This is a genomic window from Aeromicrobium sp. MLTX1 (genome assembly GCF_046452335.1).
Classification (GTDB): Bacteria; Actinomycetota; Actinomycetes; order Propionibacteriales; family Nocardioidaceae; genus Aeromicrobium.
The window spans coordinates 743,964-757,756 of record NZ_JBKFDN010000001.1 but is presented as its reverse complement, the minus strand read 5'-3'; the positions used below and the strand labels follow the sequence as shown (position 1 = coordinate 757,756).

13 protein-coding genes are annotated in these 13,793 nt (G+C 70.4%); 11 read left to right on the top strand and 2 right to left on the bottom strand.

What is annotated here, in order from left to right; all coding sequences use genetic code 11:
- The first annotated feature begins 123 nt into the window (after positions 1-123).
- The 10 genes from ACK99Q_RS03525 to ACK99Q_RS03480 all read left to right on the top strand — a co-directional run bounded on the left by ACK99Q_RS03525 (position 124) and on the right by ACK99Q_RS03480 (position 11,059).
- Entirely contained in the window at positions 124-1,632 is a 1,509-nt protein-coding gene (locus ACK99Q_RS03525; protein WP_410184858.1) for an AMP-binding protein, read from the top strand.
- A complete protein-coding gene (locus tag ACK99Q_RS03520; protein ID WP_410184857.1) occupies positions 1,629-2,438 on the top strand; it encodes an SDR family oxidoreductase in 810 nt (269 codons plus the stop codon). Before ACK99Q_RS03525 ends, ACK99Q_RS03520 begins: the two co-directional genes overlap by 4 nt.
- A 184-nt stretch (positions 2,439-2,622) precedes the next feature.
- Positions 2,623-3,588, top strand: a complete 966-nt coding sequence (locus ACK99Q_RS03515; protein ID WP_410184856.1) for a sugar ABC transporter substrate-binding protein — start codon at positions 2,623-2,625, stop codon at positions 3,586-3,588.
- 13 nt (positions 3,589-3,601) lie between these two features.
- A complete protein-coding gene (locus ACK99Q_RS03510; RefSeq protein WP_410184855.1) occupies positions 3,602-5,242 on the top strand; it encodes a sugar ABC transporter ATP-binding protein in 1,641 nt (546 codons plus the stop codon).
- Positions 5,239-6,237 (top strand): ABC transporter permease, encoded by a 999-nt coding sequence (locus ACK99Q_RS03505; protein ID WP_410184854.1) that lies wholly within the window; start codon positions 5,239-5,241, stop codon positions 6,235-6,237. The genes ACK99Q_RS03510 and ACK99Q_RS03505 overlap by 4 nt, the downstream gene beginning before the upstream one ends.
- Before the next feature lie 78 nt (positions 6,238-6,315).
- Positions 6,316-7,545, top strand: coding sequence for an acyl-CoA dehydrogenase family protein (locus tag ACK99Q_RS03500; RefSeq protein ID WP_410184853.1), 1,230 nt, complete (start codon positions 6,316-6,318; stop codon positions 7,543-7,545).
- Positions 7,545-8,294 carry an SDR family oxidoreductase gene (locus ACK99Q_RS03495; protein WP_410184852.1) on the top strand — a complete coding sequence of 250 codons (750 nt, stop codon included), beginning with the start codon at positions 7,545-7,547 and terminating at the stop codon, positions 8,292-8,294. The genes ACK99Q_RS03500 and ACK99Q_RS03495 overlap by 1 nt, the downstream gene beginning before the upstream one ends.
- Positions 8,291-9,349, top strand: coding sequence for a phosphotransferase family protein (locus ACK99Q_RS03490; protein ID WP_410184851.1), 1,059 nt, complete (start codon positions 8,291-8,293; stop codon positions 9,347-9,349). The genes ACK99Q_RS03495 and ACK99Q_RS03490 overlap by 4 nt, the downstream gene beginning before the upstream one ends.
- Entirely contained in the window at positions 9,346-10,326 is a 981-nt protein-coding gene (locus tag ACK99Q_RS03485; RefSeq protein WP_410184850.1) for a cyclase family protein, read from the top strand. The genes ACK99Q_RS03490 and ACK99Q_RS03485 overlap by 4 nt, the downstream gene beginning before the upstream one ends.
- 43 nt (positions 10,327-10,369) lie before the next feature.
- Positions 10,370-11,059 carry a TetR/AcrR family transcriptional regulator gene (locus ACK99Q_RS03480; protein ID WP_410184849.1) on the top strand — a complete coding sequence of 230 codons (690 nt, stop codon included), beginning with the start codon at positions 10,370-10,372 and terminating at the stop codon, positions 11,057-11,059.
- A gap of 20 nt (positions 11,060-11,079) precedes the next feature.
- Here ACK99Q_RS03480 and ACK99Q_RS03475 read toward each other — a convergent pair whose 3' ends face one another.
- Positions 11,080-11,832 (bottom strand): nitroreductase, encoded by a 753-nt coding sequence (locus tag ACK99Q_RS03475; protein ID WP_410184848.1) that lies wholly within the window; start codon positions 11,830-11,832, stop codon positions 11,080-11,082.
- A 75-nt stretch (positions 11,833-11,907) separates the two neighbouring features.
- Between ACK99Q_RS03475 and ACK99Q_RS03470 the strand changes: the two genes are divergently transcribed.
- Positions 11,908-12,717, top strand: coding sequence for an alpha/beta fold hydrolase (locus ACK99Q_RS03470; protein WP_410184847.1), 810 nt, complete (start codon positions 11,908-11,910; stop codon positions 12,715-12,717).
- A gap of 53 nt (positions 12,718-12,770) precedes the next feature.
- Here the strand turns inward: ACK99Q_RS03470 and ACK99Q_RS03465 are convergent, their stop codons facing one another.
- Positions 12,771-13,772 carry an NADP-dependent oxidoreductase gene (locus ACK99Q_RS03465; protein WP_410184846.1) on the bottom strand — a complete coding sequence of 334 codons (1,002 nt, stop codon included), beginning with the start codon at positions 13,770-13,772 and terminating at the stop codon, positions 12,771-12,773.
- Positions 13,773-13,793 lie beyond the last annotated feature (21 nt).

Here is a 13,793-nt window from a genome sequence, read left to right as displayed (position 1 = left end):
GCGCCTGTCCATGGCCCGAAAAGATTTCTGAAATTGAGTTCAGATTCCTATTGAACCTGTGATCGGTTTCACATACGTTGCTCGGTGACATAGGTCACACGCAGCGTCGAAAGGTCCCCCCGCATGGTCAACATCGCCGCCGATGTCTGGGCTCACGCCGAGTCCGATGCCGATCGCGTCGCGATCCGCTCGCCCCGCGCCATCACCTTCGGCCAGCTGCGCCGGACCAACGAGCAGGTCGCCGGTGCCGTCCGCGCCGCGGGCGCCGCGCCGCTCGACCGGGTGCTGTTCATCGCGCCGAGCATCCCCGAGTTCCCCGAGATCTACTACGGCCTGCACGCCGCCGGCGTCACCGTCATCACGATGAACACGATGTCGACCGAGCCGGAGATCGGCTACGTGCTCGACGACTCGGGCGCCTCGCTCGTCATCGCCTGGCACGAGTGCGCCGGCAACGCCCGCGCCGCCGCCGCCGACCGGGGCCTGGACTTCTGGCAGATCGACGCCGGCTTCTCGTTCGACGCCGAGCCGCTCACCGAGCCGCACCAGCACGCGCCCCAGGACACCGCGCTGATCCTCTACACGTCGGGCACGACGGGCCGGCCGAAGGGCGCCGAGCTCACCGCCGCGAACCTCGTCGACACCGTCACCTCGTTCCAGCCCGTGCTCAACATCGACCCCGACGACCGCTTCGGCACCGGGCTGCCGCTCTTCCACGTCTACGGCCAGGCCGTCTGCATGAACACGACGCTGTCGACCGGCGCCTCGTTCTCGCTCGTGCACCCCTTCGACCCGAAGGTCATGCTCGACGTGATGGTGGCCGACGAGCTCACCACGCTCGCCGGCGTGCCGACGATGTGGAACGCGATGCTCCACGTCGAGGGCGACTACACGGCCGACGACTTCGCCGCGCTGCGCCTGGCCACGTCGGGCGGCGCGAGCCTCCCCGTCGAGGTCATCCGGGCCTTCAAGGACCGCTTCGGCTGCGCGATCCTCGAGGGCTACGGGCTGACCGAGTCCACGGGCGCCGCCACCTTCAACGACATCAACCGCGAGCAGAAGACCGGCACGGTCGGACCCGCGCTGCCCGGCTCGACGATCGAGGTCCGCGACCCCGAGGGCAACGTCCTCGGCGCCGACGAGCCCGGCGAGGTCTACATCCAGGGCCCGACGATCATGAAGGGCTACTGGAACCGCCCCGACGCGACCGCCGCCGACCTGCGCGACGGCTGGCTCAAGACCGGCGACATTGGCACCCTCGACGCCGACGGCTACCTCAGCATCGTCGACCGCGTGAAGGACCTCATCATCCGCGGCGGCTACAACGTCTACCCGCGCGAGGTCGAGGAGGTGCTGTACGAGCACCCCGACATCGTCGAGGTCGCCGTGGTCGGCGTGCCGGACGAGCACTACGGCGAGGAGATCGCCGCGGTCACGGTGCTGACCGAGGGCTCCGACGCCACGACCGAGAGCATCCGCGCGTGGGCGAAGGAGCGGCTCTCGGCCTACAAGGTCCCGCACCTGTTCGCGTTCGTTGACGCCCTGCCGAAGGGCGCCACGGGCAAGATCCTCAAGCGGGCGATCGACCGCGACGAGTTGCGCTCGGTGGCCGCGCAGGGGAACCGCGCATGAGGCTCGACGGCAGCGTCGCCATCGTCACGGGCGCCGGCGGCGGCATCGGCGCGGCCCTGTGCCGGCGCTTCGTGGAGCACGGCGCACGCGTCGTCGCCACCGACCTCGACGAGGGCCGCCTCAAGGAGGAGGTCGACGCGATCGCCGCCGACCACCCCGGCGCGATCGAGGCGCTCGCGGGCGACTGCTCGGACGCCGAGCACATCAAGGCCACCATCGCGCTCGCCGAGTCGGCGTTCGGTCCCGTCGACCTCTACGCCGCGAACGCTGGCGTCGGCCTGGGCGAGAACCTCGACGCGACGCCGTCGGACTGGCAGACCTCGATCGACGTCAACGTCATGGCGCACGTGCGCGCGGCCGAGCTGCTCGTCCCGGGCTGGCTCGAGCGCGGCAGCGGGCACTTCCTGTCCACGGCGTCGGCCGCCGGCCTGCTGACGCAGATCGGCTCGGCCACCTACTCGGTCACGAAGCACGCCGCGGTCGCGTTCGCGGAGTGGCTGTCGGTCACCTACGGGTCGCGCGGGATCGGCGTCAGCTGCCTGTGCCCCATGGGCGTCAACACGGCGATGCTCAACAGCGGCGCCGACTCCGACAGCGCGGCGGCGCGCCAGGGCGCGAAGGCGGTCACGCAGGCGGGACTCGTCCTGGAGGCGCTCGAAGTGGCGGACATCGTCGTCGAGTCGCTGGGCACGGACGAGTTCCTGATCCTGCCGCACCCCGACGTCCTGGAGTTCTACCGCCGCAAGGGGTCGGACTACGACCGCTGGCTGCGCGGCATGCGCCGCTATCAGGACTCCCTCGCGTGACGAGGGACCTCGGACATCGCCGCGACCTCGCGTCGCGGCATGCGTGGAGCCGCCCGCTCGGACGACTGCACGACGGCGACCGCTCTCGCGGCCGTCGGGCGTCGACCGGATGCACCGCATCCGGCCTCGCCACAGGGGGACCGGTGAACCACCCCGCGGGTGGTCATGAGCTTGAGGAGGCTCGATGAAGTTCCGACGCATCGCACTGGGAGCGACCATGGCCCTGGCCCTGGGCACCGCTGCCGCCTGTGGAGGCTCGTCCTCCGGATCCGAGGGTGGAGACGACGACTTCTCCGTGGGCATCGTGCGCTTCGCGCCCAGCGAGGTCACGACCGAGGCCGTCATCAACAAGTACACGAAGCTCGCCGAGGACGAGGGCTGGGAGGTCACCACGGCGAACCCCGACGGTGCCGTCGACAAGGCCATCGGCGCGATGCAGGACTTCGTGCAGAAGGACGTCGACCTGATCATCGTCTCGGTCATCGAGTCGAAGTCGCTGACGGCGGGCCTCAAGTCGGCCCAGGCCGCCGGCATCCCCGTCGCGTCGATCGCGGGCGGCGGCGCCGACGGCGTCACGTTCGACCTGGTCGTCTCGCCCGGCACCGAGGTCCCCGAGGCCATGGTGAAGAACATGGGCGGCAACGGCCGCGTGCTCGCGCTCGGCTACAAGCCGGGCCTGCCGTGCCAGCTGCGCGAGGAGGCCTTCAACGAGACCGTCGAGGGCACCGACATCACCGTCGACCGCCAGGAGGTCCTGATCCCGGGCCAGCTGGAGTCGGGCCAGAAGTTCGCCACGACGTGGCTGGCCAAGAACCCGAAGGGCTCCGAGCCGCTCGCCATCTGGGCGTGCTTCGACGACCCGGCCATGGGCTCGATCGTGGCGGCCAAGCAGGCCGGCCGTGACGACGTGAAGATCTACGGCTACGACGGCACCCCGCCCGCGCTGAAGGCGCTCAAGGACGGCCAGCTCGCGGCGACCGCCGCACCGGACACCTCGGGCGCGGCCCAGATGCTGTTCGACGCGACGCCCGACGTGATCGAGGGCGGCGTGGACGCCGAGCCGAAGACCGAGGAGATCCCCTTCCCGATCATCACGCCGGAGACGCTCGACCAGTACCTCGCGGACAACCCCGGCGCGGACGCGTCCTGAAGGGCTGGCTGACATGACGATCCGTCCAGAGCTCGACGTGCCCGCGCAGGGCGACGAGGGGGAGAAGATGACCGGTGCCACCGACAGCGTCCGGCCCGGCCCGGAGCCGACGGCGACAGGGCTGCTCCAGATGCGCGGCATCTCCAAGTCGTTCGGCGGCAGTCGGGCTCTGGACGGCGTCTCGATCGAGGTCGAGCCCGGCTCGGTCCACGCGCTGTGCGGGGCCAACGGTGCCGGGAAGTCGACCCTGGTCAAGATCCTCGCCGGCCTCGAGCGGGCCGACGAGGGGGAGATCCTGCTCGACGGCAAGCGCGTCGAGGTCGCCAACCCGCGCGACGCGGCCGACCTCGGCCTGAGCTTCATCCACCAGGAGCTCAACCTGGTGCCGAAGTTCTCGGTGCTGCGGAACATGGCGATGGGGTCGGGTGATCCCGGTCGGTTCGGGATCCTCGACCTGCGTCGCCTGCGCCGCGAGGCGAAGGCCGTGCAGGAGCGGCTCGGGTTCGACATCCCGCTCGACGTCGAGGTCGAGCAGCTGTCGGTCTCGGACCGCTGGATGGTCTCGCTGGGCCGCTCGCTCATGCGCGACGCCCGCTTCATCGCGATGGACGAGCCGACGGCATCGTTCACCGACGAGGAGGCCAGCCGGCTGATGGCGGTGATCGAGGAGCTGACGTCCGACGGCGTGGGCATCCTCTACATCTCCCACCGTCTCGACGAGGTGCTCGAGGTCTCCGACACGATCACGGTGTTCCGCAACGGGCAGAAGGTCGCCACGCTGGACTCGGCGCAGACCGACCGCCAGGAGCTGACCACTCAGATCGTCGGCCGCGAGGTCGAGAAGCTCGTGTCGCGACTCGAGGCCGAGGCCGACGAGAGCGTGGCCGAGACCCGGCCGGTGCGCCTGTCGGTGCGGAACCTGAGCCGTGCGCCCCGGGTGGTCGGTGCCTCGTTCGACGTCCACGAGGGCGAGATCGTGGGCATCGCCGGCCTGGTCGGCGCGGGCCGCACCGAGCTCGCGCGGCTGCTCATCGGCGCCGACAAGGCCACGGGCGGCACGATGACGCTGAACGACGCGCCCTACGCGCCGAGGTCGCCGCACGACGCGCTGCGCGCGGGCATCGCGCTGGTGCCCGAGGAGCGGCGCAGCCAGGGGCTGGTCCTGACCGACACGGTCGAGAACAACCTCGCGATGGCCGAGCACGGCTCGGCGTCGAGCATGCGGGCGCGGTTCCGCCCGAAGCCGTCCCGGGCCACCGGGCAGGCCCTCATGGAGCGCTTCTCCGTGAAGGCCCGCTCGATCCGGGACACCGCCCACCACCTCAGTGGTGGCAACCAGCAGAAGGTCGTCGTCGGCAAGTACGTGCGGACCAGTCCCGGTCTGCTCGTGCTGGACGAGCCGACCGTGGGGGTGGACGTCGGCGCGCGCGCCGAGATCTACCGGATCATCACCGGACTGGCCTCCGAGGGCACCTCGGTCCTGGTCATCTCCAGTGACTTCGAGGAGCTCGCGATCTGCGACCGCGTCCTCGTGATGCGTGGGGGACAGCTGGTCGCCGAGGTCCCGGCCAGCGAATTCGACGAGGACCACCTCACCGCACTGTGCTTCGGCAGCCACGAGAGCTCCGGCACCACCGAAACGGAGGAAGCATGACCACGCTCATGGAGAACGAGCCGACCCCCGGGGCGCCGGCGTCGAAGTCCCACTACTTCGAGTGGTTCGGCCGCTACGGCGCGCTGCTCGTGCTCGCGGCGCTCATCATCGTCACGTCGATCCTGGCGCCGAACACCTTCCCGACGGTGGACAACGCGATCAACATCCTGAACCAGAGCGCGCTCTCGGCCATCATCGCGATGGGCCTGACCTTCGTGCTGGTGACGGGCGAGTTCGACCTCAGCATCGGCAACACGGCGAGCCTCGCCGGCGTGGCCGCGTGCTGGCTCATGGTGAACCAGGACTTCTCGATCCCGCTCGCGCTGGTGGCCATCCTGGTCGTCGGCGGCATCGTCGGCCTGATCAACGGCTTCGTGGTCACGTTCATGAACGTGTCGGCGCTGGTCGCGACCTTGGGCGTCGGCACGATCGTCATCGGCGTGAACTACATGATCTCCGACGGCGCCCCGGTGGCCCTGGGCGATCCCGACGCGTTCCTGGAGATCACGTTCGGCCGCTTCCTGGGCATCCCGTACCCCGTCTACATCATGCTCGTCATCGCGGCGCTGCTGTGGTGGCTGCTCAACCGCACGGTGCTGGGTCAGTCGATGCAGGCCGTCGGCGGCAACCGCGTGGCGGCCGAGCTGTCGGGCATCCGGGTCGACCGCGTGCGCGTCATCGCGTTCGTCGTCTGCTCGATGTGCGCGGCGGTCACCGGCTTCCTGCTGGCGTCCCGCACGGGCAGCGCGGCGGTCTCGGCCGGCGACACCTACCTGCTGAGCGCGTTCGCCGCGTCGTTCTTCGGCTCGGCCGTCCTGCGCGACGGACAGTTCCACATCCTCGGCACCCTGGTCGGCGTCATCACCGTCTCGGTCGGATTCAACTCGATCGCCCTGATCGGACTCGAGACCTACTGGCAGTACTTCTTCCAGGGACTGCTGCTGATCCTCGGCGTCGGCGTCGGCACGCTGGCCCGACGGCGCGCGGCTGCCTAGCGTCGCCCCTTCACGAACCCCTTCCCGCGGGGCGCCGGACGCCGGCGCCCCGCACCCCCACCCTGAGGAGACAGATCGATGGACTTCGAGCCCGATGCGATGACGCGTGAGTACCAGGACAAGCTCAACGCCTTCATGGACGAGCACGTGTACCCGGCCGAGGCGGTGTACCACCAGCAGATGGCGGAGTCGGGCAACCCGAACTTCCACCCGCCGGTCCTGGAGGACCTGAAGAAGACCGCCCGCTCGCTGGGCCTGTGGAACCTCTTCCACCCGCACAAGAACGAGGAGTGGGGCTCGCCCGGCCTGACGAACCTGCAGTACGCGCCGCTGGCCGAGATCACCGGTCGCAGCCCCTACCTGGCGCCCGAGGCCATCAACTGCAACGCCCCCGACACCGGCAACATGGAGGTGCTCCAGCTCTTCGGGACCGACGAGCACAAGGAGAAGTACCTCAAGCCGCTGCTCGCCGGTGAGATGGCGTCGGCGTTCTGCATGACCGAGCCGGCCGTGGCCAGCTCGGACGCGACGAACGTCGAGCTGCGCATGGTGGCCGACGGCGACGAGTACGTCCTGAACGGTCGCAAGTGGTTCGCGTCCAACGCGCTGCACGCCAACTGCCGCGTCCTGATCGTCATGGGCAAGACGAACGTCGAGGCCGAGACGCACCGTCAGCAGTCGATGATGGTCGTCCCGATCGACACCCCCGGCGTCACCGTGGTGCGCGGCCTGCCCGTGTTCGGCTACATGGACCGCGAGGGCCACGCCGAGATCCTGTTCGAGGACGTGCGCGTCCCCAAGACCGCGCTCCTGGCGGGCGAGGGCGACGGCTTCATGATCAGCCAGGCCCGCCTCGGGCCCGGCCGCATCCACCACTGCATGCGCTCGATCGGCATGGCCGAGCGCGCGCTCGACCTCATGATCGACCGGGCGCAGGCGCGCACCACGTTCGGCGAGCCCGTCGCGAACCGCTCGAACATCCAGGACTGGATCGCCGAGGCCCGCATCGAGATCGAGGCCACGCGCCTGCTCGTGCTCAAGACCGCGTACCTGATGGACACGGTCGGCAACCAGAAGGCCCGCACCGAGATCGCCGCGATCAAGGTCAAGGCGCCCGAGATCGCGCTGAAGATCATCGACCGCGCCATCCAGGTGCACGGCGGCGGCGGCGTGACGGACGACTTCCCGCTCGCCAGCTTCTACGCCCACCAGCGCACGCTGCGCATCGCCGACGGACCGGACGAGGTGCACAAGCGCACCCTGGCCCGGGTCGAGCTGCGCCGCCGCGCCTCGGAGCGTGACGCCTGATGGATCTCGGACTCGCCGGCAAGACCGCCGTGGTGACGGGTGCGTCGCGGGGCATCGGCCTCGCGATCGCCCGGGCCCTGCACGACGAGGGCGCGAACGTCGTCCTCACCGCGCGGAAGGAGGAGGACGCCGAGTCCGCCGCTCGCGAGGTGGGTGAGCGTGCCGTCGGCATCGGCGCCCACGTCGTCGACGAGGCCGCGTCACGCACGTGCCTCGAGCGCACGCTGGAGCGGTTCGGGAGCATCGACGTCCTCGTCAACAACGCGGGCACGAACCCGGCCTTCGGCTCGCTCGTGCAGCAGGAGCACTCGCGCTTCGCCAAGACGCTCGACGTGAACCTGTGGGGTCCCACGCTGTGGACCCAGCTGGCGCACGAGCTCTGGATGGGCGAGCACGGCGGCTCCGTGGTGCACACCGCGTCGCTCGGCGCGTTCGCCGTGGGCCCGAACCTGGCGGTCTACCACGCGTCGAAGGCGGCCCTGGTGCACCTGACGCGCCACCAGGCGCAGGAGCTGGGCCCGGGCATCCGGGTCAACGCCGTGGCTCCCGGCGTGGTGCGTACGCGCCTGGCCGAGGAGCTGTGGAAGGAGCACGAGGAGGCCGTCGCGGCGAACACCCCGCTGCGCCGGATCGGCGAGCCCGAGGACATCGGGTCCGCCGTCGCCTTCCTCGCCGGCACGACCGCGAGCTGGATCACCGGGGAGACCCTCGTGATCGACGGCGGCCAGCGCTGGGGGAGCGGACGGTGACCGTCGCCCTGGAGCTGGACGCCCTCGCGGGCTGGATGCGTGGCCGCGGTCTCGACGTGGGCGGGACGATCTCCGCGACCCGCGTCGGCCGCGGCCAGTCCAACCTGACGTACCGGCTCCGGGACGAGGAGGGCCGGACGTGGATCGCGCGCCGGCCCCCGCTGGGCGAGCTGCTCGCCTCGGCCCACGACGTGGTGCGCGAGCACCGCATCCTGTCGGCCCTCCAGGACACGCCGGTCCCGGTGCCGACGATGGTGGGGGTCTGCGAGGACCCTGCCGTCTCCGACGTGCCGGTCGTCGTGATGGAGCACGTCGACGGCATCGTGCTCGACACGATGGAGATCGCCGAGTCGCTCGACCCGGCCGTCCGCCGTGAGGTCGGTCTGGGCATCGCGCGCACCCTCGCGGCGATCCACGCGGTCGACGTCGACGCGGTCGGCCTCGGCGACCTGGCGTCGCGGTCCCCGTACGCGGAGCGCCAGCTCAAGCGCTGGACCCGTCAGTTCGAGGCCAGCCGCACCGCCGACCGGCCCGACCTCGACGAGCTGACCGCCCTGCTGCAGGCCCATGTGCCGCCGCCGGGAGACCTCTCGCTCGTCCACGGCGACTTCCACATCCGCAACGTGATCGTCGACGGCGACACGGGCGCCCTGCGCACGGTCTTGGACTGGGAGCTGTCCACCCTCGGCGACCCGATGGCCGACATCGGCAGCACCCTGGCCTACTGGCCCGAGGCCGGCGAGGCCGAGAGCGGCCTGTTCGAGGCCTCGACCCTGCCCGGGTTTCCCACGCGAGCCGAGCTGGCGCAGGCCTACCTCGACGCCTCCGGACGCGACGGCGACACGCTCGCCTTCTGGCACGTCCTGGGCGTGTGGAAGGTCGCGATCATCTGCGAGGGCGTCTACCGGCGCACCCTCGACAACCCGGCCAACACGGCCGAGGGCGGAGCGCCCACCCCCGAACGCATCCAGGCGATCATCGACCACGCCTGGCACGTCGCCGAGACGACCGGACTGGCCGGCCGTCGGCTCACCACCCCGAGAGGACGACCATGACCGAGAACGCCACCGCCGAGACCACCGCGCCCGACACCGAGGCGGTGCTGGCCGAGTCGCCCACCAACTGGGGCAAGTGGGGCCCGGACGACGAGGTCGGCTCGCTGAACTACCTCGGTCCCGAGGAGGCGGTCCGCGGAGCCGGGGCGATCGTCTCGGGCGAGACCTTCACGCTCCAGGTGCCGATGGGCTCGCCCGGTCACGGCGACCCCGTGTGGCCCGGACGCGAGCAGATCCAGCGTGAGAACGTCATGGACGAGGGCTTCTTCCAGCGCGGTGAGGGTGACGAGACCCCCGGTGGTGCGCACTACGCCGACGACAAGGCGACGATCTACCTCCAGGCGTCCACGCAGTACGACGCCCTCGGCCACGTCTGGTACGGCGGCAAGATCTGGAACGGCTTCGACGCCACCGAGACCGTCGGCGCGATGCGCAAGGCCTCGGTCCTGCCCATCGCCCAGAAGGGCATCGTCGGCCGCGGCATCCTCATCGACATGGCCCGCCACCGCGGCAAGGACCACCTCGACAAGGGCGAGACGTTCACCCACGTCGACCTCGTCGAGGCGGCGAAGGCACAGGGCCAGGAGATCCAGCCCCGCGACGTCCTGCTGATCCGCACCGGCTTCATCGGCCACTGGTACGAGACCACGCCGGAGGACTTCTACGCCGACTTCTGCGAGCCCGGCCTGACCTACTCGCCCGAGCTCGTCTCGTGGTTCCAGCGCATGGAGATCCCGAACCTCGTCACCGACACGATCGCCAACGAGGTCACGATGGACCCGAACCACGGCGTCGTGCTGCCGCTGCACAGCGCGCTCATGCGCAACCTCGGCGTGACGTTCACCGAGATCGCATGGCTCGACGACCTGGCGGCGGCCTGCGCGGCCGACGGTCGGTGGACGTTCCTCTACACGGCGGCCCCGTTGAAGGTCGTCGGCGGCACCGGAGCGCCCGTCAATCCCGTGGTGATCCGGTGAGTCCGGGCCACCAAGGGTTACCGGCCCGTAGGATCGACGCGTCATGAGCGAAGCAGAAGCAGAGGACGTCGTCCGCGAGCTGCCGACCCTGGTCGACACCTCCCGAGTCCGGGAGATGCCCACCACGGCGCGCGGCGTGCGCACGCGCGCCGCGCTGGTCGCCACCGCCCGTCAGGTGTTCGAGCGCGACGGGTTCATCAACTCGCGCCTCGCCGACATCACGGCCGGGGCGAACTGCTCGATCGGCACCTTCTACACCTACTTCGACAGCAAGGAGGAGATCTTCACCGCCGTGATGCAGGCGGCCGCCGACGACATGCTGCACCCGGGCCTGCCCCGCGTCGACGACGATCTCAGCAACGTGGCGGCGATCCTCGAGGCCAGCAACCGCGCGTACGTCGAGGCGTACAAGCGCAACGCGAAGCTCAACCTGCTGCTCGAGCAGGTGGCGACGATCGACCCGGACTTCCGCAAGCTGCGCCTCGAGCGCGGCAAGGCGTTCGCCGAGCGCAACGCGCGGTGGATCAAGCGGCTCCAGGACGCGGGCTACGCCAACCCCGAGCTCGACCCGTACATGACGGCGCGCGCCCTCTCGCCCATCCTGGGGCGCATGGCGTACCACGTGTACGCCCTGGAGGAGCCGGGCATGAGCGAGGACGCGATCATCGCCACGGCCACGCGGGTCTGGCTGGACGCGCTCGGCGTCCCGCTGGACGGCTCGAAGCGGGCCTGAGTCCTACTCGAATCCCACGCTCAGTCGAATCCCACGAAGCGAGTGACCTCGTCGACCGACTCGCGTGCCGAGCGCACGTGGTTGGCGGCGAAGTCCTCGTCGGGGTAGCCCATCGCGACGGCGGTGAAGATGACGTGGTCGTCGGGGATGCCCGCCTCCCGACGCACCGCGGCGCCCTGCATGATGCCCTGGCTGTTGATCACGGTGCCGAGCCCGCGCGACCACGCGGACAGCACGAGCGCGTGCACGACGGCGCCGAGGTCGAAGTGGGCGATCGGGCTCACGGCCTCGAGGCTGCGGTCGTGCGCGATGACGATCGACACGGGCGCGTCGAACTGGCGGAAGCCGCGCATGGTCCAGTCCAGGCGCGCGTCCTGGTCCTCGCGGGCGATGCCCATCGCGCCGAACAGGCGCTTCGCGATGTCGACCTGCCGGTCGCGGTGCACGCCCTCGTAGCGCTCGGCCACGGTCACGTCGCGCTGGATCGGGGCGCCCGCCAGCATGAGCCGCGTGTTCTCCTCGCGGATGCGGTCGAGGACCTCGCCCGACAGGACGTGGAACTTCCACGGCTGGGTGTTCATCGACGAGGGCGCCAGGATCGCGTCGGCGAGCACGTCGCGGATGACGTCGGCCGGGACAGGATCGGGGCGGTAGCCGCGGACGCTGCGCCGACCGCGCAACAGGTCGCCGAGCGGCGCCTCCGGGCCGGCGCCGAGCGCCTGCTGCTCCAGCGATCCGGGGCGGGAGGGGGACAGGGCGCTCTCGGAACTCATAGTCGAAATCATATTCGGTTTCAGGTTAGTGTGACCCAAGACCGTGATGCAGGTCACACGAGAGGATCCCCCCAGATGACGACCATCCACGCAGCAGGCAGCACGTTCCACGTCGAGGACACGGGGGAGGACGACCTCCCCACGGTGGTGTGCCTCCACTCCCTGTTCCTCGACCACCGCATGTTCGACGGCCTCGTCGCGGCAGGCCGCGGCCGGTTCCGCTTCGTCCGTCCCGAGTTCCGCGGCCAGGGCGCCAGCGCTCCGGCCGAGACCGACGAGGTCACGATGGAGCAGGCCGCCGGCGACACCGCGGCCGTGCTCGACGCCCTCGGCATCAGCGACGCCCTGGTCGTCGCCTCCTCGATGGGCGGCGACGTCGCGGCCCGTCTCGCGGCCTACCGGCCCGACCTCGTCCGCGCGCTCGCGTTCGTCGGCTCGTCGGTGCGGGCGGAGCCCCCCGAGAAGGTCGAGGAGTACGTCGCGTTCGCCACGAGCGCTGCGCAGGACGGCTTCGTGGGCGACACGCTGGAGTTCCTGAAGCAGGTCATGCTGGGTCAGTCGACCTTGGCGGACCCGCAGAAGAAGGACGTCGTCGACCTGTGGTCCGGACGGATGAGCGAGCTGCCCGCCGCGCTCCTGCCCGCCATGGTCGGGGTCATGCGGCGCAAGGACGCCACGCCGCTGCTGCCGGCGATCGCCGTCCCCTCGCTGGTGGTCTCGGGCGAGGAGTGCCCCGTGCGGCCCCCGGACTGGGCCGCCGAGCTGGCCGACGGCCTTCCGAACTCCGAGCTCGTGATGGTGCCGAAGGTCGGCCACAGCCCGCTGCTCGAGGCGCCCGACACGGTCGAGCCGAAGGTGCTCGACTTCCTCGCCGCGCACGCCTGAGACGACGAACGGCGCCGGAGCGGACTCGCTCCGGCGCCGTTCGGCTGTGCAGATCAGGCGATCTTCAGCACCAGCTTGCCGGTGTTGCGGCCCTCGAACAGGCCCAGCAGCGTCTGGCCGAAGTCCTCTACGCCGCCCTCGACCACGGTCTCGCGCGCGACCAGCTTGCCCGAGCCGATGAGGTCGGACATGTCGGCGATCGCCGCGGCGTCCTTCTCGGGGTAGTCGAAGACCAGGAAGCCCTGCATCTTGGCGCGGAACACCAGCAGCGACATGTAGCGCTTCGGGCCGGGAGCCAGCTTCTCGTCGTTGTACGTCGAGACGGCGCCGCAGATGATGACGCGGGCGCCGCGACGCAGGTTCGCCAGCGCGGCGTCGAGGATGTCGCCGCCGACGTTGTCGAAGTAGATGTCGATGCCCTTCGGGGCGACCTCGCGCAGGCGCTTGAGGACGTTCTCGTTCTTGTAGTCGATCGCCTCGTCGAAGCCGATCTCCTTGAGCCAGGCGCACTTCTCGGCGCCACCGGCGATGCCGATGACGGTGCAGCCCTTGGCCTTGGCCAGCTGGCCGGCGACGCTGCCAACCGCGCCCGCGGCGGCGGAGATGACGACGACGTCGCCCTCCTTCATCTCACCGACCTCGTACAGGCCGTGGTACGCCGTGAGGCCGGGCATGCCGAGCGCGCCCAGCCACGTGGCGGGTCCGGCGACCGAGGTGTCGATCTTCTGCAGGCCCTCGCCGTTCGTGATGGCGTACTCCGTCACGCCGAGCGTGCCGGTGACCGCGTCGCCCACCGCGAAGTCGGGGTGGTTCGACTCGACGACCGTTCCGGTGCCGGCGGCGCGCATGACCTCGCCGATCTGGACGGGCGGCAGGTACGAGCGGACGTCGTTCAGCCAGCCGCGCATGGCGGGGTCGAGCGAGACGTGGTCGACCTTGACGAGGAGCTCGCCGTCGCCGGGCGCCGGGAGGTCGACCTCCTCGGCCGACCAGGTGGAGTCGTCCGGCAGTCCGGTCGGTCGCTGGGCCAGGGTGATGCGCTTCGTGTGGGTCACGAAAAATCCTCTCGAAAGGCA

Excerpts from the sequence above, each read along its gene's own strand:
- ACK99Q_RS03525 (WP_410184858.1), top strand. The coding sequence starts at position 124 with ATGGTCAACATCGCCGCCGATGTCTGGGCTCACGCCGAGTCCGATGCC.
- ACK99Q_RS03520 (WP_410184857.1), top strand. The coding sequence starts at position 1,629 with ATGAGGCTCGACGGCAGCGTCGCCATCGTCACGGGCGCCGGCGGCGGC.
- ACK99Q_RS03515 (WP_410184856.1), top strand. The coding sequence starts at position 2,623 with ATGAAGTTCCGACGCATCGCACTGGGAGCGACCATGGCCCTGGCCCTG.
- ACK99Q_RS03510 (WP_410184855.1), top strand. The coding sequence starts at position 3,602 with ATGACGATCCGTCCAGAGCTCGACGTGCCCGCGCAGGGCGACGAGGGG.
- ACK99Q_RS03505 (WP_410184854.1), top strand. The coding sequence starts at position 5,239 with ATGACCACGCTCATGGAGAACGAGCCGACCCCCGGGGCGCCGGCGTCG.
- ACK99Q_RS03500 (WP_410184853.1), top strand. The coding sequence starts at position 6,316 with ATGGACTTCGAGCCCGATGCGATGACGCGTGAGTACCAGGACAAGCTC.
- ACK99Q_RS03495 (WP_410184852.1), top strand. The coding sequence starts at position 7,545 with ATGGATCTCGGACTCGCCGGCAAGACCGCCGTGGTGACGGGTGCGTCG.
- ACK99Q_RS03485 (WP_410184850.1), top strand. The coding sequence starts at position 9,346 with ATGACCGAGAACGCCACCGCCGAGACCACCGCGCCCGACACCGAGGCG.
- ACK99Q_RS03480 (WP_410184849.1), top strand. The coding sequence starts at position 10,370 with ATGAGCGAAGCAGAAGCAGAGGACGTCGTCCGCGAGCTGCCGACCCTG.
- ACK99Q_RS03475 (WP_410184848.1), bottom strand. The coding sequence starts at position 11,832 with ATGAGTTCCGAGAGCGCCCTGTCCCCCTCCCGCCCCGGATCGCTGGAG.
- ACK99Q_RS03470 (WP_410184847.1), top strand. The coding sequence starts at position 11,908 with ATGACGACCATCCACGCAGCAGGCAGCACGTTCCACGTCGAGGACACG.